14 protein-coding genes and 1 tRNA gene are annotated in these 19,142 nt (G+C 70.0%); 11 read left to right on the top strand and 4 right to left on the bottom strand.

All coding sequences use genetic code 11. From position 1 onward, the window contains the following. Positions 1-50: 50 nt before the first annotated feature. The gene (locus ABD648_RS05140) at positions 51-1,460 is read right to left on the bottom strand and encodes a zinc-dependent metalloprotease (RefSeq protein WP_282213903.1); all 1,410 of its coding nucleotides are present in this window, start codon (positions 1,458-1,460) and stop codon (positions 51-53) included. A gap of 118 nt (positions 1,461-1,578) precedes the next feature. Here ABD648_RS05140 and ABD648_RS05135 point away from each other — a divergent pair, with 118 nt between their 5' ends. The 3 genes from ABD648_RS05135 to ABD648_RS05125 all read left to right on the top strand — a co-directional run bounded on the left by ABD648_RS05135 (position 1,579) and on the right by ABD648_RS05125 (position 7,292). Next, positions 1,579-2,670: a YlbL family protein gene (locus ABD648_RS05135; protein ID WP_282213902.1), complete on the top strand. Its 1,092-nt coding sequence runs from the start codon at positions 1,579-1,581 to the stop codon at positions 2,668-2,670. Positions 2,671-2,745: 75 nt separating this feature from the next. Further along, complete coding sequence (locus tag ABD648_RS05130) at positions 2,746-5,670, top strand: UPF0182 family membrane protein (protein ID WP_282213901.1); 2,925 nt, start codon at positions 2,746-2,748, stop codon at positions 5,668-5,670. 125 nt (positions 5,671-5,795) lie between these two features. Then, on the top strand, positions 5,796-7,292 hold the full coding sequence (locus ABD648_RS05125; protein ID WP_282213900.1) for a purine-cytosine permease family protein: 1,497 nt from the start codon (positions 5,796-5,798) through the stop codon (positions 7,290-7,292). 90 nt (positions 7,293-7,382) lie between these two features. Here the strand turns inward: ABD648_RS05125 and ABD648_RS05120 are convergent. After that, positions 7,383-7,456: transfer RNA gene (locus ABD648_RS05120), tRNA-Met, on the bottom strand. A 78-nt stretch (positions 7,457-7,534) separates the two neighbouring features. Here ABD648_RS05120 and ABD648_RS05115 point away from each other — a divergent pair. Beyond that, on the top strand, positions 7,535-8,344 hold the full coding sequence (locus tag ABD648_RS05115) for a carbon-nitrogen hydrolase family protein (RefSeq protein ID WP_282213899.1): 810 nt from the start codon (positions 7,535-7,537) through the stop codon (positions 8,342-8,344). Positions 8,345-8,358: 14 nt separating this feature from the next. Here ABD648_RS05115 and ABD648_RS05110 read toward each other — a convergent pair whose 3' ends face one another. After that, complete coding sequence (locus tag ABD648_RS05110) at positions 8,359-9,561, bottom strand: aminotransferase class I/II-fold pyridoxal phosphate-dependent enzyme (protein WP_282213898.1); 1,203 nt, start codon at positions 9,559-9,561, stop codon at positions 8,359-8,361. Between the two features lie 98 nt (positions 9,562-9,659). Here ABD648_RS05110 and ABD648_RS05105 point away from each other — a divergent pair, with 98 nt between their 5' ends. The 3 genes from ABD648_RS05105 to ABD648_RS05095 are packed head-to-tail and all read left to right on the top strand — an operon-like array spanning position 9,660 to position 13,990. Next, positions 9,660-11,258: a S1C family serine protease gene (locus ABD648_RS05105; RefSeq protein ID WP_282213897.1), complete on the top strand. Its 1,599-nt coding sequence runs from the start codon at positions 9,660-9,662 to the stop codon at positions 11,256-11,258. Positions 11,259-11,303: 45 nt separating this feature from the next. Next, positions 11,304-12,557, top strand: coding sequence for a CDP-glycerol glycerophosphotransferase family protein (locus tag ABD648_RS05100; RefSeq protein ID WP_282213896.1), 1,254 nt, complete (start codon positions 11,304-11,306; stop codon positions 12,555-12,557). Then, positions 12,554-13,990 carry a CDP-glycerol glycerophosphotransferase family protein gene (locus ABD648_RS05095; protein ID WP_282213895.1) on the top strand — a complete coding sequence of 479 codons (1,437 nt, stop codon included), beginning with the start codon at positions 12,554-12,556 and terminating at the stop codon, positions 13,988-13,990. The genes ABD648_RS05100 and ABD648_RS05095 overlap by 4 nt, the downstream gene beginning before the upstream one ends. 15 nt (positions 13,991-14,005) lie before the next feature. Here ABD648_RS05095 and ABD648_RS05090 read toward each other — a convergent pair whose 3' ends face one another. Next, positions 14,006-15,103, bottom strand: a complete 1,098-nt coding sequence (locus ABD648_RS05090; RefSeq protein ID WP_282213894.1) for a glycosyltransferase family 2 protein — start codon at positions 15,101-15,103, stop codon at positions 14,006-14,008. Between the two features lie 57 nt (positions 15,104-15,160). Here ABD648_RS05090 and ABD648_RS05085 point away from each other — a divergent pair, with 57 nt between their 5' ends. The 4 genes from ABD648_RS05085 (at position 15,161) to ABD648_RS05070 (ending at position 19,047) form a co-directional block, all read left to right on the top strand. Continuing rightward, on the top strand, positions 15,161-16,444 hold the full coding sequence (locus ABD648_RS05085) for a CDP-glycerol glycerophosphotransferase family protein (protein ID WP_282213893.1): 1,284 nt from the start codon (positions 15,161-15,163) through the stop codon (positions 16,442-16,444). Continuing rightward, positions 16,441-17,211 carry a biotin--[acetyl-CoA-carboxylase] ligase gene (locus tag ABD648_RS05080; RefSeq protein ID WP_282213892.1) on the top strand — a complete coding sequence of 257 codons (771 nt, stop codon included), beginning with the start codon at positions 16,441-16,443 and terminating at the stop codon, positions 17,209-17,211. Before ABD648_RS05085 ends, ABD648_RS05080 begins: the two co-directional genes overlap by 4 nt. A gap of 91 nt (positions 17,212-17,302) precedes the next feature. Next, positions 17,303-17,821: a PH domain-containing protein gene (locus ABD648_RS05075; protein WP_425561720.1), complete on the top strand. Its 519-nt coding sequence runs from the start codon at positions 17,303-17,305 to the stop codon at positions 17,819-17,821. A gap of 101 nt (positions 17,822-17,922) precedes the next feature. Further along, entirely contained in the window at positions 17,923-19,047 is a 1,125-nt protein-coding gene (locus ABD648_RS05070) for a 5-(carboxyamino)imidazole ribonucleotide synthase (RefSeq protein WP_282213890.1), read from the top strand. The last annotated feature ends 95 nt before the right edge of the window (positions 19,048-19,142 follow it).

The raw sequence follows: 19,142 nt of genomic DNA, 5'->3' as shown, positions 1-19,142 counted from the left end.
CCGCGGATCAGGGGAGGAGCGGTGCGCGCCGCGCCCGCTCCTCCAGGCTGTCAGACCGGTCGTTCGCCCTCGGGCGCGGCATCCCCGTCCGGATCGTCGGACCCGTCTGTCTTCTCCGTCGGATCCTCTGCGGAGAAGTCGTCGCCGTCGAGCAGACGCGCGAGGGCCTCGTCGAACTCGTCCGCGACCGGCTGCTCGCCCCGCTCGGCGGCCTGCAGACGAGCCACCAGTGCGCTCGGGTCGTCGATGTCCTCGGCGGTCGGCATGAGGTCGGGGTAGTCCCACAGGGCGTCGCGTCCGCTGATGCCGACGGCATCCGTCACGGCCTGCCACATCGCGGACGCCTCACGCATGCGCCGCGGACGCAGCTTCAGCCCGACGAGAGCGCCCAGGGCGTCTTCGGCAGGACCGCCGACCGCGCGGCGACGACGGGCGGCTTCGGCGATGCGCGCACCGTCGGGCAGCCGGGCGGTCGCCTGTGCGGTGACCACGTCCACCCAGCCGTCGATCGTGGCGATGAGGTTCTCGAGCCGTGTCAGCGCCTCGCGCTGCGCCTCGGTCTGCGCGGGGAGCAGCGCTCCGCCCTCGATCGCCGCCCGCAGCTCCTCGGGGTCCGACGGGTCGAGGCGGCTGGCGACGTCCTCGAGTGCGTCCACGTCGACGCTCACGCCGCGTGCGAAGTCGGTGATCTGCGCCATCACGTGCAGGTGCAGCCACTTCGCATGGCGGTAGAGGCGCGCGTAGGCGAGCTCGCGCGTCGCCAGGTAGAGCGCGATCTGGTCTTCGGGGATCTCGAGTCCCTCGCCGAACGCGGTGAGGTTCTGCGGGATCACGGCGGCGGTCCCGGCCGGCAGCACGGGGATCCCGACGTCGCCGCCGGAGACCACCTCGAGCGAGAGATTGCCGAGCACCTGGCCGAACTGGGCGGCGAACACCGAGCCGCCCAGACCGCGCATGAGCTTGCCCGCCCCCTGGACGACGCTGCGCATCTCCTCGGGGACCTGGGTGTCGAGGGCAGAGGTCAGCGCGTCGGCGATGCTGGTCGACACGGGGCCGGCGATCTCCTTCCAGACAGGCAGGGTCTTCTCGACCCACTCGCCGCGGGTCATCGCGGTGGGGGCCTCGCTCAGCTCGGAGATGGTCGTCGCCTCGCCGAGCCAGAGGTTCGCGAGCGTGAACGCGTCGATGAGCGAGTTGCGCGATCCGTCGGTCACCCCCTGGCCTTCGCGGTTCGCGATGTGCAGCGCCTGACGCTGCGCGTTCTCCCACGGGTCGCCGCCGAACGCGCCCTGGAGCTGCGACATGATCGTCTGCATCATCGCCGGGTCGAACTGGAAGCCCTCCATGCCCTGCATGGCATCTCGCAGAGCCTCGGGGTCGATATCCCCGCCGCCCTGGTTCGAGAGCATCTTTCGGAGGAACTCCTGGAAGTCCTCGGGAGTCGGGTCGTTGTCTGCCATGTCGTTCGCCCTCTCAGCACGCCTATAGCCGTGGCATCTACGCTAGTCACAGGTTTCTGCGCGCGTCCCCGAAGCGAGCAGATCGCTGTACGCCGCTCGCGAACGACGGAGGAATGCTGTGGATCGAACGCGGTCTGGAAAGCCCGGACTCGGAGTCTGGGCGCTGATCGTCGCGCTCTTCGCGCTCGTGGTCCTGACCTTCCTCCCGACGCCGTACGTCATCCAGCGGCCCGGCCCCGTCTACGACACCCTCGGCACCGCCACGGGGACCGACGGCGAGCAGGTGCCGCTGATCAGCATCGACGGCGCCGAGACCTTCGAGACGAGCGGCACGCTCGACCTCACGACCGTGCAGGTCGTCGGCAACCGCGAGCGCACGCCGAGCTGGTTCGAGCTCGCGCTCGCCTGGATAGACTCGTCCCGCGCCGTCGTGCCGCTCGACTCGGTGTTCCCGGAGGGCGTGACGACCGAGCAGCGCGACGAGCGCAACGCGATGCTGATGGTCGACTCGCAGCACGAGGCGACGGCCGCGGCTCTGAACGAGCTCGGCTACGACACGGGTGCGAAGGTCGTCGTGCAGGAGGCCGTGGCCGATGCGCCGGCCGATGGGCTCCTCGACGCCGAAGACGTCATCACCGCGATCGACGGAACCGCGGTCACCTCCGCCGCGCAGCTGCGCCAGGCGATCCAGGATGCCGGCGGCGACCCGGTCGTCCTCACCGTGCTCCGCGCAGGCGAGGAGAAGACCGTCGAGGTGACGCCGGAGGAGCACACCGAGAACGACGTGACGACGTGGCTCATCGGCATCACGCTGCGCACGGACTACGACTTCGAGATCGACGTCACGCTCCAGCTCGACAACGTCGGAGGACCCAGCGCCGGGATGATGTTCGCGCTCGGCATCATCGACACGCTCACCGAGGGCGAGCTCAACGGCGGGCACGACATCGCCGGCACCGGGACGATCGACGCCGCTGGCACGGTCGGGCCGATCGGCGGCATCCGTCAGAAGCTGTACGGGGCGCGCGACGCCGGAGCGGACTACTTCCTCGCGCCGGCGTCGAACTGCGACGAGGTGGTGGGTCACGTGCCCGACGGGCTGCAGGTGATCCGCACGTCGACGCTCGAGGAGTCCCTCGATGCGCTCGAGGTCATCGCGGCCGACGGCGACGTCACCTCCCTTCCCACGTGCGAGCTCGCCGGCTCGTGAGCGGGGGAGTCGCCGTGACCTCGCCGTGACCGGGATGACAGCCGCCGCACAGTGAGGCCCGCCTAGGATGGAACGGTGACCTCGAACTCAGCCTCAGCTCCGAATCCGGCCACGCCTCGAACCTCCCGACGCATCCTCGGCATCTCCCTGGTGATCATCGCCGCCCTGATCGCGGCGTTCTTCGTGTTCGCCTCGCTCTACACGGAGTTCCTCTGGTTCGACCAGGTGGGCTTCACCGGCGTCCTCACCACGCAGTGGATCGCCACGGCCGTGATGTTCGTGGTCGGCTTCCTCGGCATGGCCGCGCCGCTCTTCCTCGTGATCCAGCTCGCGTACCGTCTGCGACCCGTCTACGTGCGGCTCAGCTCGCAGCTGGACCGCTACCAGGAGGTCATCGAGCCGCTGCGTCGCCTGGCGATGTGGGGCATGCCGATCTTCTTCGGCCTCTTCGCCGGTTTCGCTGCCGCCGGACAGTGGAAGACGGTCTGGCTGTGGGCCAACGGCGTAGCGACCTCCGACGTCGATCCGCAGTTCGGCATCGACACCGGCTTCTACATGTTCGCGATGCCGTTCTACTCGATCCTGCTCGCGTTCGTCTCCGCCGTGCTGCTGCTGTCGCTGCTGGTCACCGCCCTCGTGTCGTACCTCTACGGCTCGGTCCGCGTCGGACAGGGCGAGCTGCGCATCTCGAAGCCCGCGCGCATCCAGCTCGCCGTGATAGCCGGCCTCTACCTGCTGGTGCAGGCGGCGAGCCTGTGGCTCGACCAGTACAAGACGCTCTCCACGCCGGAGGACCGCATCACCGGTGCGGCATACACCGGTGTCAACGCGACCATCCCCGGGTTGGCGATCCTCGCGATCATCGCCGCCGTCGTCGCGATCCTCTTCTTCGTCACCGCCGTGATCGGCCGCTGGCGCTTCCCGCTCGCGGCGACCGCGCTGCTCCTCGTCGCCTCGCTCGTCGTGGGTGTCGGATACCCGTGGATCGTCACCACCTTCCAGGTGAAGCCGAACCAGAACGCCTACCAGGCCGAGTACTACCAGCGGAACATCGACGGCACGAAAGAGGCCTACGGCATCGCCGACCTCGAGACCACGGCCTTCGAAGCCGAGACGGACGCCGCGGCCGGCCAGCTGCGCGAGGACGCGGAGACCACCGCGTCGATCCGCATCATGGACCCGAAGGTCATCCCGCCGACCGTCCGCCAGCTCGAGCAGTACCGCGGCTACTACCAGTTCCAGACGACGATGGACGTCGACCGCTATGAGATCGACGGCGTGATGCAGGACACGGTCGTCTCCGTGCGAGACCTCGACATGTCGGGCCTCGGCGACGGCGACAACTGGAACAACCGCGTCGCGGTCTACACGCACGGCTACGGCCTCGTGGCTGCGGCCGGCAACCAGCGCACGAGCGACGGCGAGCCGGTGTTCCTCGAGCGCGGCATCCCGTCGTCCGGATTCCTGACCGACCGGGAGAACTTCGAGCCCCGCGTCTACTTCGGCGAGAACTCCCCGGAGTACTCGATCGTCGGCGCCCCCGAGGGCTCGGAACCGGCGGAGATCGACTATCCGCGCGGCAAGGACGGGTCCAGCGAGACGAAGACCACGTTCGAGGGCGAGGGCGGCCCCGCCGTCGGCAACACGTTCACGAAGCTGCTCTACGCGCTGAAGTTCCAGTCAGAGCAGATCCTGTTCTCCAACCTCGTGAACGAGGACTCGCAGATCCTCTACGACCGCGATCCGAAGACGCGCGTGCAGAAGGTCGCCCCGTACCTCGAGCTCGACAGCGACCCGTACCCGAGCGTCGTGGACGGTCGCATCGTCTGGATCGTCGACGGCTACACCACCAGCTCGACGTACCCGTACTCGACCGGCGTCAGCCTGTCGGACGCGATCGCCGACTCCAACGTCCCGTCGCCGACCCTCGCGATCGACGACATCAACTACATCCGCAACTCGGTGAAGGCCACGGTCGACGCCTACGACGGCTCGGTGACGCTCTACGCCTGGGACGAGGAAGACCCGGTGCTCAAGACCTGGCAGAAGGTCTACCCGTCGACGGTGAAGCCGATCAGCGAGATGTCCGGCGAACTGATGAGCCACGTGCGCTACCCGACCGACCTGTTCAAGGTGCAGCGCGATGTGCTCGGGATCTACCACGTCGACACCGCCGGATCGTTCGCGCAGCAGGACAACCGCTGGCAGACGCCGAACGACCCCCGCAGCGACGCGATGCTGCAGCCGCCGTACTACCTGACGATGCAGATGCCGGGGCAGGATTCTCCGCGCTTCTCGATGTTCTCCACCTTCATCCCTGTCTCCCAGGGAGCGGGAGGCAGCCGAGACGTGCTGATGGGCTACCTCGCGGTGGACTCGGATGCCGGGTCGGAAGCTGGTGTGAAGGGGGACGGCTACGGTCAGCTCCGCATGCTGGAGATCGACACGGACACGACTGTGCCCGGCCCCGGCCAGGTGCAGAACACCTACAACTCGGACACGGCCGTCGTGCCGCAGCTGAACCTGCTGCAGCAGGGCGAGTCCGAGGTGATCTACGGCAACCTGCTCACGCTCCCGGTCGGTGGCGGTCTGCTCTACGTGCAGCCCGTGTACGTGCAGTCCTCCGAGGGCACGCAGCTCCCGAGACTGCAGAAGGTGCTCGTCGCCTTCGGTGATCGCGTGGCCTTCGAGAACACGCTCACCGAGGCGCTCGACACGCTGTTCGGCGGTGACTCGGGAGCGACCGGCGGTGACGACGAGGTCGAGCCCACGGAACCGGGCACGGAAGATCCGAACACCGGCGAGACGCCGACAGAGCCGACGCCGCCCACCGAGCCCACGGGTGACGAGGCCGCCGCCCTCGCGGCCGCGCAGCAGGCGCTGCTCGACCGTGACGCCGCTCTGAAGGCCGGAGACCTCGAGGCCTTCGCGGAGGCCGACAAGCGCCTCACGGCAGCCGTCGAGAAGCTCCTCGCACTGGATGCCGCCGCCGGTCAGTGACCTCGCGCAGCTGAAGTGAATCGGGCGTCCCTTCGGGGGCGCCCGATTCGCGTATCGGCGAAACCTATGGTCTCCATCGGATTCCCGGGATGGGACGGGATCGGCCCGCGACCTACTGTTGCACCATGAACGAGCCGCAGCACGACCTGCCAGATCCCGGCCCCGTGCGGACCGAGGTCCCGGTCTCCCGAGCGACGGGGATCGAGGTCAAGTCCATCGACTGGGTGCCGCTCTCCGAGCGCACCGGCACGCCGTCGAGTCTCTTCCCGCTGTGGTTCATGTCCAACGCGAACCTCACCACGCTCGCGACGGGCATGGTCGGGGTCGCGATGGGGGCGAACTTCCTGGTCTCGCTGCTGGCGATCGTGCTGGGGGTGTGCGTCGGCACCGTGTTCACCTCCTTCCATTCCGCCCAGGGACCACAGCTGGGTCTGCCGCAGATGATCCAGTCGCGAGCGCAGTTCGGCTACCGCGGCGTCGCGATCGTGTGCCTCGTGGTCGTCGCCAGCATCGTCGGATTCAACATCTTCAACCAACTGCTCGCGGGGCAGGTGCTCACGGCGACGACCGGCGTCGATGCGGGCGCCGGCTGGTACGTGCTCATCACGGCTCTCGCCCTCACGTTGGCGATCATCGGCTATCACTGGATCCACCGCGTGCAGAAGTGGCTGACCTGGCTGTTCCTCGCGACCTTCGGCGTGTTCAGCGTGGTGGCGCTGTTCGCGCTTCCGCTCCCTGCAGCGGACTTCTCGCTGGGGGAGTTCGACGGCCCGGCGTTCCTCGTGCAGTTCGCGGCCGCCGCGGCCTACGCGCTGGGCTGGGCGCCCTACGTGTCCGACTACTCACGGTACCTGCCCCCGCAGACGAGCCCGCGCAAGGCGCTGTTCTACACCTCCTCCGGTGTGATCGTCGGCGCGGGCTGGCTGATGATCCTCGGGGCGTTCGTCGCCTCGCTCTTCGCGGATGCGGATCCGGTGCAGGCGATCACGGCGGCGGCCGATGCGATCGTGCCCGGTGCGGGCGCGGTGCTGCTCTGGTCTGCGCTGCCCGCCCTGATCACCGTCATCACGATCAACATCTACGCCGCGAGCCTCGAGCTGATCACGGTCGCCGATTCGTTCCGATCGGTGCGACCCACGCGATTCGCCCGCATCGTCGCCTGCAGCATCATCGGCCTCGGCGGCCTGCTCGGCGCGGCGTTCTCGACGGGGGAGTTCCTCGACTCGTTCGGCAGCTTCCTCGTCGTGCTGCTCTACGTGCTCGTCCCGTGGACCTCGGTCAATCTCGTCGACTACTACTTCGTGCGCCGCGGGCGCTACGCCGTCGCCGAGATGTTCCGTCCGCAGGGCATCTACGGCTCGTGGGGATGGCGCGGGATCACCGCGTACGTCATCGGCATCGCCGCGATGATCCCGTTCGTCGTGGCCACGTGGTTCACGGGGCCGATCGCCGCTGCGATGGGCGGCATCGACATCGCCCTGTTCGTCGGACTCGCGGCATCCGCCGTGGCGTACGTGCTGCTCGCGCGCGGACTCGATCTCGACGCGGAACGTCGACTCGCCAGGGAAGAGGCGGAGGCGATGGGCGTGCGCTCCGTGAGCTTCGGCGCCGAGCGCGGCTGAGGGCGTTCACGTGGCTCTCACGCCGGGCAAGCGAAAGGCCCCCGATCCGGATTTCTCCTGATCAGGGGCCTTTCTTGTGTCGCATTCTCGTTGCGGGGACAGGATTTGAACCTGCGACCTCCGGGTTATGAGCCCGGCGAGCTACCGAACTGCTCCACCCCGCGGCACAAGAAGTAACCTATCACGGATTCCGAAGGTCGGCGAATCGAGGCCGGGCACGGGCGGATGCGAGAGGATGAGGTATGTCCGAGACCGCAGCCGTATCCGTCGCCGTGTGCCAGTTCGCACCGACGGCATCCCGTTCCGACAATCGCGAGCGGATCGCTGCGCTGACGGCGGATGCTGCGGCGCGCGGCGCGAAGCTGATCGTGTTCCCCGAGTACTCGAGCTACTTCGTCGATCCGATGGATGCGACGCTCGCGGCGAACGCCGAGGAGCTCGACGGCGAGTTCGTCGCAGCGCTCACGGCTCTGGCCGCCGACTACGCGGTCGTGATCGTCGCGGGCCTGGCCGAGCGCGCCGCGGACGGCGAACGGGTGCGGAACACGGTCGTGGCGGTGCGCGGCGACGGCATCCTCGCCGTCTACCGCAAAGAGCACCTCTACGACGCCTTCGGGCAGACGGAATCCGACTGGGTCGAGCCGGGTGACCCGGGGGAGCCTGCCACATTCGTGCTCGGTGGCCTGCGCTTCGGGCTGATGACCTGCTACGACCTGCGCTTCCCCGAGCTCGCGCGCACCCTCGTCGACGCGGGCGCCGACGTGCTGGTGGTGCCGGCCGAGTGGGTGAGGGGTCCGCTCAAGGAGCACCACTGGACCACCCTGCTGGCTGCCCGGGCGATCGAGAACACCGTGTACGTGGTCGCCGCGGACCATCCGACGCCGATCGGCGTCGGGCATTCGCAGGTCGTCGACCCGCAGGGCGTCGTGCTTGCCGGCGTCGGAACGGGCGAGGGGATCGCGGTCGCGGCGCTGGAACGGGCGGCGATCGACCGCGTGCGTGCGGTCAACCCCTCCCTGCGCGTGCGGCGCTACGCCGTGGTTCCCCGCTGACGCGGAGCCGCGCGTCAGAGCGCCGAGGCCGCGAGGCGCGCAGCGGCCTCTTCGAGTACCTCGACGCGCTTGCAGGCGGCGAAGCGCACCAGGCTGCTGTACTCGCTGCGCCTGCCCTCCGACACGAACGCCGTCAGGGGGATCGCGACGACGCCGGCGCGCTCCGGCAGCGCACGGCAGAAGGCCGCGGCATCCGCGCCGCCCAGAGCGGTCGCGTCCGCGACGGTGAAGTAGCCGCCCTGGGGTGCGTGCACGGTGAACCCGGCGGCCCGCAGACCCGCCCCGAGGATCTCGTGCTTGTGCGCGAGCGCCGCCGCGGCATCCGTGAACGTGGCGTCGTCGAGACGCAACCCCACGGCGATGGCGGGTTGGAACGGTGAGCCGTTCACATACGTGAGGTACTGCTTCACGGAGAGCACGGCCGTGATCAGGTCGGCCGGACCGTGCACCCAGCCGATCTTCCATCCCGTGGCGGAGAACGTCTTCCCCGCGGAGGAGATCGTGAGCGTGCGCTCGGCGGCGCCGGGCAGCGTGGCGATCGGCGTGTGCGGGGTGTGGAACGAGAGGTGCTCGTAGACCTCGTCGGTGATGATGATCGCGTCGTGCCGCTGGGCCAGACGCACGACCTCGGCGAGCACCTCGGCGCCGAAGACAGCGCCGGTCGGATTGTGCGGGTCGTTCACGAGGATGATCCGGGTGCGATCGTTCACCGTGGCGGCCAGCAGATCGAGATCGGGCTGGAAGTCGGGGGCCCTCAGCGGCACGGTGCGCAGTCGAGCGCCCGCCAGCGCCACCGCCGCCGCATAGGAGTCGTAGTACGGCTCGAACACGACGACCTCGTCGTCCGGCCCGTCGATCAGCGCGAGCAGACTGGCCGTGAGCGCCTCGGTCGCGCCGGCGGTGACGATGACCTCGGTCGCCGGGTCGACGTCCAAACCATAGAAGCGGTGCTGATGCTCGCTGATGGCGGCGAGCAGATCGGGGATGCCGCGCCCCGGCGGATACTGGTTCGCCCCGGCGGAGATCGCGGCGCGCGCGGCCTCCAGCACCACCGCGGGCCCGTCCTCATCGGGGAAGCCCTGGCCGAGATTGATCGCGCCGGTTCTGGCCGCTGCCGCCGACATCTCTGCGAAGATCGTAGGTGCGACGGTTCCGTCTGCGGCGAGCAGACCTGCACCGGCCGCCGTGCGCCGCCATGCGCCGGGAATGACACTCATGAAGAACAGGCTAAGGCCATAGCTGAAACTCATCTTCGCCATACGAAACGCACAGATACAGGCGGCAGTCTGAAGGGGCGTTGATGAAGGAGCACACCATGAACGAAGACGACACCCAGAACCACTCGGCACCCGCGTCCCACGACGCCGTGCCGTCCACCGAGGCAGCAGAGGCCACCGCTCAGTCGGCGACCGCCGCCGCCGCTGAGACCACCGCCCCGGCCGCCCCGGCGCAGGGACATGAGGTGCCGTCGACCTTCACGTCGCAGGCACCCGCCGCCCCCGCCGCGCTCACGCCGCCCGCGCCCGCCGCCCCGGCCGCACCGCAGCCCTTCGCCGCGCCGAGCACGGCGCAGCACGCGACGGCATCGGCTCCGGGCGCAGCCTTCGGCATCCCCACCGCGACCGCGCACACCCAGCCGACGCAGCCGCTCGACGGCACCGCGCCCCTCGGCTTCGGCAGCGCTCCGGCCGACGGCGTCAAGACGAAAGAGCCCAAGTCCCGGGGCGGCGCGAAGTTCGCGGCGTTCATCGTGGCCGCGGCGCTGGTCGGCGGTGTCGCCGGGTTCGGCGGCGGCGCGCTGCTGACCGGACTTCAGGATCAGCCAACGGGCGGCACGGCCGGCGGGCCCCAGACCGTCACGGTCAACGACCCCGGATCGGTCAACGAGACCACCGCGGTCGCGACGGCGGCGCTTCCCTCGGTCGTCACGATCGAGGTCGCCGGCTCCCAGGAGGCCGGCAGCGGCTCTGGCGTGATCATCAGCGAGGACGGCTACGTCCTCACGAACACGCACGTCGTGACCCTCGGCGGCGCCGTGGCCGACCCCAGCATCCGTGTGACCGCGTCCGACGGCCGCATCTACGAGGCCACCGTCGTCGGCACCGACCCGATCTACGACCTCGCCGTGATCAAGCTGACGGACGCCAAGGGCCTCACGCCCATCGAGTTCGCCGACTCGTCCAAGCTCAACGTCGGCGACACCGCCGTCGCGCTCGGTGCCCCGCTCGGTCTCGCGAACTCGGTCACCACCGGCATCGTGAGCGCGCTCAACCGCAGCATCCAGATCGCCTCCTCGGCCCTGCCCGACTCGTCGTCCGAGGACGCTCCGGAGCAGCAGGCGCCGGAAGAGGGCGACGGACAGGGGCCGTTCCAGTTCGATCTGCCGGGCAACACCGGGCAGCAGTCCAACGAGTCGATCTCGATCGCCGTGATCCAGACGGATGCCGCGATCAACCACGGCAACTCCGGCGGCGCACTCGTGAACAGCAAGGGCGAGCTGATCGGCATCAACGTGGCGATCGCGAGCTCGGGCGGATCCGAGGAGTCCGGCTCGATCGGCATCGGCTTCGCGATCCCGGCGAACATCGCCCAGCGCGTCTCCGAGGAGATCATCGCCGACGGCGCAGCCACGCACGGCCTGCTCGGCGCATCCGTCCGCGACGCGGCGAGCGTCGAGGGTGCGAACGTGGCGGGAGCGTACATCGCCGAGGTCACCGACGGCGGAGCGGCAGCTGCGGCCGGGCTCAAGGCGGAGGATGTCGTCACGGCGTTCAACGGAGTCCCGATCACCAGCGCCAGCGATCTGACCGCGCAGGTGCGCGCGGCGGCCGCGGGCAGCGATGCGAAGGTGACCTACGTCCGCGGCGGCAAGGAGGGCGAGCTCGAGGTGACACTCGGCGAGCTCGCCGGCTGACCGCTGTTCGCAGAGAAGGACGCCACCCCGCGATAGGCTCGCGGGGTGGCGTCCTTCTCCTTCGGCACCGGCAATGCGGCCAAGCTGCTCCGGATCCCGCTCTATGCCGCAGGACGCATGGGTACGTTCCTCGTTCCGCGCGGTCGACGCTGGGTGTTCGGCTGCGGCGCGGGGATCGGCGACGGCGCGCTGGCTCTGCAGCGCTATGCATCGGACGCCGGACACGACACGCTGTGGCTCACGTCGTCCGACCGGGAGGATCGCGATGCCGCGGCGCTCGGCATCCGCACTGCGCGCAAGACCGGCCTGCGGGGCTGGTGGGCGACCGCCAGAGCGGGCGTGCTCGTCGTCACGCACGGCCTCGGCGACGTCAACCGCTACGCGAACGGCGGGGCCTTCGTCGTGCAGCTCTGGCACGGTATCCCGCTGAAGCGCATCGGCCTCGACTCGTCGGCCACCACGCAGGTCCCGAACGTTCCCGGCGCACCGCTGCTGCGCCGGGTCGTCGGGCTGCTGTATCGCGGTGCCGCCCAGCGCATCAGGGTCCTGCCCGCGGCCTCGCATCGTTCTCGCGGCCGCCTGGAATCGGCGTTCGGGCTGGGCGATGACCGGGTCGTCGTCACGGGCGAGCCACGGGTCGATGTGCTGTCCACCGGATCAGTCGACGAGCGCAGGGCCGCGGCATCCGCTCTGCTGCGTCGCGCGGTCGGCACCGTCCCCGAGAGCGCTCGCGTGATCCTCTACGCGCCCACCTGGCGCGACGGGGCGGCAGACCCCGCGGTGCCGTCCGCGTCGGAATGGGTGCGGATCATCCGTGTGCTCGAAGAGGAGGATGCGATCCTCCTGGTGCGATCTCACCCGCTCGGCGAAGGCGGCTACGCCCCTCCGCTGCCCAGCAGGAGAGTGCGGATGCTGGGGGCCTCCGTCCTCGCCGATGTCACGCCGGTACTCGCCGCGGTCGACGTTCTCATCACCGACTACTCCTCTCTCGCGTACGACGTAGGTCTGCTCCGGACGCCCGTGCTGTATCTCGCCCCGGACGCGCGGGAGTACGCCCGCACCCGCGGGTTCTACGGACGGTACGAGGACGTCGCGGGCGCGGACCCCGCGCCGGACTGGGATGCCGTCCTCGGGCAGCTCCGCGGCCTGCTTTCCGAGCCGACCGCGTACGACGCGGCGTCGGCGCGTTCCGCTACGCTCAGCGCGGAGATGCATGCATACCGAGACGGGCGCAACACCGATCGGGTGTACCAGGCAATCCGCGCGCGGGGGATCCCCGCACCGAAGGGAGCAGCATGACAACGGCCCGGATCGATGAAGCGGCCGAAGCGCTGATCATCGCAGGGACCGGTCAGCGACCGGCGACCGCGGAGCTGTCCGGACCGCGGGCGCGCGTCGACGCGCGCATCACCGGCGGAGGGAAGACCTGGAAGGCCGTGTTCCCGCTGCAGGCATCGCGGTGGGGCGGCCCCGCTCTGCCGCTGCCTTCGGGCGAGTACGCGCTCCGCATCGCCGATGCCGACCTCGACGACCTGCGGATCGCGCCGACCATGCTGGCCGGCGTCCGCGTCGCGGTCGACGGCGGCGCGGTGCACGTCGCCGCACCGATCGATCCCGTGTACGAGACCGTCGAGGGGCAGTCGACGCTCGAAGGGCGCTACGTGGCCCAGGCCGGGGGCACCGAGAACGCCGTCTTCTTCGAGAGCTTCTACGGCCGCAGCGTCGGCTGCAACCCGCAGGCGATCGACCGCGAGCTCGCGGCTCGCGCACCGGGGCTTCGACGCTACTGGAGCGTCGTGGACCTCTCGGTCGCGGTGCCGGAGGGCGCGATCGCGGTCGTCGAGGGCAGCCCGGAGTGGTGGCACGCCCGAGGCGCCGCGCGGCTCCTGGTCGTGAACGACTGGCTGCGCCGCCGGTTCGTGCGCAAGCCGGCGCAGAAGGTGCTGCAGACCTGGCACGGCACGCCGCTCAAACGGCTCGCCCTCCACCGTCCGGGCTTCGACCCGCGCCGGATGGCGGCCGTCGTGAAGGAATCTCGGCGATGGGACGTGCTGCTCGCGCAGAACACCTACTCCGAGCGCATTCTCCGGAAGGCATATGCCTTCTTCGGCAGGCCGATCTGGGTCGAGGGCTACCCTCGCGACGATGCTCTCACCACCGGCGATCCGACCGCGATCCGTGAGGCTCTGGGCATCGTAGAGCAGGAGCGGGTCCTGCTCTACGCGCCGACCTGGCGCGACGACCGCACGGAGATGGTCGACTTCATCGATCCGGAGCTCCTCGCCCGGCAGGCCGACGCCGTGGTGCTCGTCCGCGGGCATTCGCGCACGTTGCAGCAGGGGCGCGATCGCGCGGGCGCCCGGGTGATCGACGTCACCGGCTACCCCGAGACCGCTCAGCTGCTCCTCGCCGCCGACGCGCTCATCACCGACTACTCCTCGGTGATGTTCGACTTCAGCGTCACGGGCAAGCCGATGTACTTCCTCGTGCCCGACATGGATCACTACCGCGGGCAGCTGCGCGGGTTCTACTTCGACCTCGCCGAGCGGGCACCGGGGCCGCTGGTGCGCACGCAGGACGAGCTCGCCTCCGCGCTCGCCGAGCCCGGCCACGAAGCCGCCTACGCGAGCCGGTACGCGGCGTGGCGCGCGCAGTTCAACCGGCGGGATGACGGCCGTGCCGCCGAGCGCGTGGTCGACCGGATCCTGGATCTGGGGTTCGTCAGCCCCTGAGGCGTCGAGGCACCATCACGGCAGCGGGGTGTTCCGGGTGCCGAGGCGCGACGCGTCGACGGTGTCGCGCGCACCGCGCAGCACGCCGCCGAGGAAGCCGATGCCCCAGGACAGGTGCATCGTCGGGAGCACGAGCAGGGTCCACAGCTTCTGGCGGAGCCCGCCTCCGCCCGGTGCCAGGGCGACGGCGAGGACGAGCAGCAGATACAGCGCGAGCGGCCCGTAGACCACGACGGAGGCGACCAGGGAGGCGATTCCCGAGAGCACTCCGGTGAGCTGCAGGACACCGACGACGATGGCGAGGGCGACGACGAGCACGAGCGCCGGGGGAGCGAAGTAGCGGATGCCGTTGCGGCGGCCGAACCGGCGCACCAGTTCACCGCGCCAGGCGCCGGTCGCGCGGAACTGACGGGCGAGACGGAGCCAGCTCTCCCTCGGCCAGTACGTCACGGAGAGACTTGGGTCGAACCACACGCGATGTCCGGCCTGGCGGATCCGGAGATTGAGCTCCCAGTCCTCGCCGCGCCGGATCGTCTCGTCGAAGAGGCCCACCTCGTCGAGCACCTCGCGGCGCATCACGCCGAGGTACGCCGATTCGGCTTCGCCCTCGTTCGTGCGGCCGTGATACGCGCCGCCGCCGAGGCCGACGGGAGAGTTGTAGAGCCGGGCGACCGCCTTCTGGAAGGGGGTGCGGCCCTCGGCGTGCATGACGCCGCCGACGTTCGCGGACTGCGTGCGCTCGAGCGTCTCCAGGGCACGGGCCGCGTAGCCGGGGGAGAGCTCCGAGTGGGCATCGACGCGGACGATCGTCGCGTAGCGGCTCGCGCCGATCGCGGCGTTCAGTCCCACCGGGATGTGCGCGGCAGGGTTCCGCACCAGACGGATGCGGTCGTCGGCCGTAGCGAGCCGCTCGGCCAGCTCGGTCGTCCCGTCCGTCGAGGGTCCGAGTGCGAGGACGAGCTCGGCGGGGCCGGCGACATCCTGGGCGAGCACAGAGGCGACGGCGTGCTCCAGGTACGCGCGCTCGTTGAGCACCGGCATCACGAAGGACACCCCGGCTTCGGGCGTGACGGATTCGTTGGCTGGCACATGACGATCATGGCACGACGACATCGCGCGTTCCCTGATGCGCGCTCCGGGAGCGGGCGCGGGACGAACTATTCTGGAGGGATGGGTGCATTGTCTGACGCCAAGAAGGCGTACCGTCTCCTCACGCGCGCGCTGGCGTCCCGCAGCGCCGTGCAGCGCGTGCGACGGCGCCTCGCCGAGCACGAGCCGCATCCGCTCGATCATTTCCAGGTCGCGGTGTACTTCGCCGACGGCGCGGTGAACATGTATCAGATGCGGCAGTGGTACCGGCCGCTCGCCGAGCTCGCGAAGCGCTGGCCGGTCGTTGTGCTCTCGCGGTCGGCGGCGGGCGCCGAGAAGCTGCTCGACGAGGACGGGCCGCCGGTGGCCTTCGTGCCGAAGGTCCGCGACCTCGAACGGTTCATCGCCCACCAGGACATCCGGGTCGTGCTGTACGTCAACCAGAACACCCGCAACTTCCAGATGTTCCGCTACGGACGCCGCTGGCACGTGTTCATCAACCACGGCGAGTCCGACAAGATGTACATGACCACGAACCAGTACAAGGCCTACGACTACGCCTTCGTGGCAGGTCAGGCGGCGCGGGATCGTCTCTCGCGCACGCTGTGGGACTACGACGTCGACCGCCGCACGATGGACATCGGCCGTCCCCAGGCGGATCACTACTCCGGCACGCTGCCCTACACGCCCGACGAGCGCACCGTGGTCCTGTACGCGCCGACCTGGGAGGGCGACCGCCCCAGTGCGCACTACGGCTCGATCGCCACGCACGGCGAGACGCTTGTGAAGCAGCTGCTGGCGACCGGCACGCACCGGGTGATCTACCGCCCGCATCCCCGCAGCGGCGTCGTCGACGAGGCGTACGGAGCAGCCCACCGCAGGATCATCGCGGCGATCAGCGCTGCCAATGCCGCCGACCGCAGCGCGCAGCACATCTACGACGACGGTGCCGATCTGGGCTGGCAGCTCTCCGCCGCGGATGTCGCGGTCGTCGACATCTCGGCCATGGTCTACGACCGGCTCGCAGCGGGCAAGCCGCTCATGATCACGCGGCCGGCCGACGAGCGCGCCGCGATCGATTCCACGGGCTACCTCGCGGACTGCGAGTGGCTGACGGTCGCCGACGCCTCCCGGATCGTCTCCGAGGTCGAGCGTGTCCGTGCGGACGATGCGGCCGTCGCCCGACTGAAGATGTGGGTGCAGCACTACTTCGGCGACACGACGCCCGGCGTCGCGACGGAGAAGTTCCATGCGGCCATCGAGCGCCTCATGCAGGAGTGGGAGCAGTGGCAGGCGAACGACCTCGGGGCGATCCGCGAGGACGAGGACGACGACGACGAAGAGGGCGACGAGGAAGACGCATGAGCGCCGACCTCGCGCGTGCTCGCGATGTCGCCGCGCGGCTGGAAGCGCTTCCGCGCACGGGCTCCACGAACGCCGATCTCCGCGAGCGGGCCGATGACGTCGAGGGCTGGCCGCATCTCTCCGTGCTGGTCACGAGAAACCAGACCGCGGGGCGCGGGCGGCTCGACCGCACCTGGGTGGCGCCGGACGGGGCGTCGCTGGCGGTCTCCGTCCTGCTGCGCCGTCTTCCGGCCGATCCCGCCGCGCGCGGCTGGATCCCGCTGGCTGCCGGAGCGGCGATGGCCGAGGCCGTCTCCGCCCAGCTGCCCGGGCGCGACGTCGCGGTCAAGTGGCCCAACGACGTCCTGGTCGACGGGCGCAAGATCTGCGGCATCCTGGCGGAGGCGACGACGGATGCCGTCATCGTCGGATCCGGCGTCAACACGGCCATGACGGGGGAGCAGCTGCCCGTGCCGACGGCCACCTCTTTCGCCGTGCTCGGCGTCGAGGTCGATGAGGACCGGCTGCTGGCGGACTACCTGCGGTCGCTCTCCTCCTCGCTCGCCGCGCTGGTCGCGGCCGACGACGCCGTCGCGAGCGGGCTGCACGCCGCCGTGACCGCCCGCTGTGCGACGCTCGGTCTCGTCGTGCGTGTCTCGCTCCCGGGCGATGTCGTGCTCGAAGGCCTGGCCACGGCGCTCGACTCCGAGGGCCGCCTGCTCGTCTCGGTGGACGGGTCCGAGCGGGCGATCTCGGCGGGCGACGTGGTGCACGTGCGCCCCGCGTGAACTGACACGCCGCCGCGCAGACCGCTTTGTCGCAGATCACGGGCACAATGGTGGGGTGACTCAGCCCGTGACGCTCGGAGGTCGGCCGGTGATGCCGCCACCCGGCGTGCCGACCGAAGAGCTGCTCATCGCGCGGTTGCGGAGCCACGCGCGCCGGCTGTTCTGGTCGGCGCTGGTCCTGATCGCCGTGTTCGGCGCGACGGCGTACTTCTACGACAATCTGCCGGCGGGTCTCGAGAACTGGATGATGCTGTCCGCGGCCGGCCTCGTGGTCTTGTTCGTCGTCGTGGTGCCGTTCGTCGTCTGGTACTCGCGCAGCACGACGGTGACCACCAGGAGGGTCATCGCGCATCAGGGGATCGGGGCGCGTCGACGTCGTGAGATGTCGCACGCCAGGGGGTACACGATCGCGGTGCGCCGCGGGCCGCTGCAGCGGCTGTGGGGGACAGGGACGATCACGCTGTCGAACGGCGTCGACGATCCGCTGCGCCTTCCGAACGTGCCCAACGTCACGCTGGTCCACGAGACCCTCGCCGACCAGATCGAGGTCGGTCAGATCCTCGCGCATCGTGACGCGCAGGGCGGTTCCGACCACGTCGACGACGTCTGAACCCGGCAGCTCGCTCACTGCCGACACACGGTCGCTGGCCCTCGGGGTCGAAGGCGACCTCCTCCGTGCGCGAGAATGGTCCAGACGAATGGAGGCGGCACATGACGCTGCGTGTGGGCGTGATCGGTGGAGGACAGCTGGCCCGGATGATGATCGCTCCGGCGGTCGAACTCGGACTCGACCTGCGGGTGCTCGCGGAGGACGACGGCATGTCCGCCCGACTCGCGGCGACAGCCGTCGGCGACTATCGCGACATCGACGCCGTGCGGGCATTCGCGGCGGGCGTCGACGTGATCACGTTCGACCATGAGCACGTTCCCCAGGATGTGCTGCGGACCCTCGTCGCCGAGGGCGTCGCGGTGCACCCGGGGCCGGACGCCCTGCGGTTCGCGCAGGACAAGCTGGCGATGCGAGCGCGCCTCACCGAGCTCGGCATCCCGCAGCCCGAGTGGGCGGCGGTGCGTGATGCGGAGGAGCTCCAGGCGTTCCTCGACGCCCACGACGGCAGAGGCGTCGTCAAGACGCCGCGCGGGGGTTACGACGGCAAGGGCGTGCGGGTCGTCCGTGCCGCCGACGAAGCCCAGGACTGGCTCGACGCGGTCGCTGAGGGCGATGCGCTCCTCGTCGAGGAGCTCGTGCCGTTCGTCCGGGAGCTCGCACAGCAGGTGGCTCGCCGTCCCAGCGGTCAGATCGTCGCCTACCCGGTCGTCGAGACCGTGCAGCGCGGCGGTGTCTGCGCCGAGGTCATCGCGCCCGCGCCGGCTGCGACCGAGCGTCTCTCGCAGGTCGCCGAGGAGATCGGTCGCACGATCGCCGAAGGGCTCGCAGTGACGGGCATGCTCGCCGTGGAGCTCTTCGAGACCGACGACGAGCGGATCCTTGTCAACGAGCTCGCGATGCGTCCGCACAACAGCGGGCACTGGGGCCAGGACGGTGCCGTGACCGGGCAGTTCGAGCAGCACCTGCGCGCCGTGGCCGACCTTCCCCTCGGAAGCACCGCTCCGCGGGCGGCGTGGTCGGTCATGGTGAACATCCTGGGCGGCCCGACGGAAGGCACGCTCGAGGAGCGTTTCGACGCGGCGATGGCCGAGCACCCCACCGCGAAGATCCACACCTACGGCAAGGCTCCGCGACCCGGCCGCAAGGTCGGGCACGTCAATGTCTCGGGCGACGACCTCGACGATGCCGTGTACGTCGCCAGAGCGGCTGCCGCGCACTTCGACTGAGCGCCCGCAACACCGGTCAACAGGTGTGCCGTTCAGGGCTTCTCACAGCAGCAGACCGTAGCCTGATCTGGTGACCGAGCCACTGCACTCCTCCG

It is taken from the genome of Microbacterium luteolum (genome assembly GCF_039533965.1).
Classification (GTDB): domain Bacteria; phylum Actinomycetota; class Actinomycetes; order Actinomycetales; family Microbacteriaceae; genus Microbacterium; species Microbacterium luteolum.
This window is presented reverse-complemented; position numbering and strand designations above follow the sequence as displayed.

Bases quoted from the DNA above. Each gene is read 5' to 3' on its own strand.
- ABD648_RS05140 (WP_282213903.1), bottom strand. From the start codon at position 1,460: ATGGCAGACAACGACCCGACTCCCGAGGACTTCCAGGAGTTCCTCCGA.
- ABD648_RS05125 (WP_282213900.1), top strand. From the start codon at position 5,796: ATGAACGAGCCGCAGCACGACCTGCCAGATCCCGGCCCCGTGCGGACC.
- ABD648_RS05115 (WP_282213899.1), top strand. From the start codon at position 7,535: ATGTCCGAGACCGCAGCCGTATCCGTCGCCGTGTGCCAGTTCGCACCG.
- ABD648_RS05110 (WP_282213898.1), bottom strand. From the start codon at position 9,561: ATGAGTGTCATTCCCGGCGCATGGCGGCGCACGGCGGCCGGTGCAGGT.
- ABD648_RS05105 (WP_282213897.1), top strand. From the start codon at position 9,660: ATGAACGAAGACGACACCCAGAACCACTCGGCACCCGCGTCCCACGAC.
- ABD648_RS05095 (WP_282213895.1), top strand. From the start codon at position 12,554: ATGACAACGGCCCGGATCGATGAAGCGGCCGAAGCGCTGATCATCGCA.
- ABD648_RS05090 (WP_282213894.1), bottom strand. From the start codon at position 15,103: ATGTCGTCGTGCCATGATCGTCATGTGCCAGCCAACGAATCCGTCACG.
- ABD648_RS05085 (WP_282213893.1), top strand. From the start codon at position 15,161: ATGGGTGCATTGTCTGACGCCAAGAAGGCGTACCGTCTCCTCACGCGC.
- ABD648_RS05080 (WP_282213892.1), top strand. From the start codon at position 16,441: ATGAGCGCCGACCTCGCGCGTGCTCGCGATGTCGCCGCGCGGCTGGAA.
- ABD648_RS05075 (WP_425561720.1), top strand. From the start codon at position 17,303: ATGCCGCCACCCGGCGTGCCGACCGAAGAGCTGCTCATCGCGCGGTTG.
- ABD648_RS05070 (WP_282213890.1), top strand. From the start codon at position 17,923: ATGACGCTGCGTGTGGGCGTGATCGGTGGAGGACAGCTGGCCCGGATG.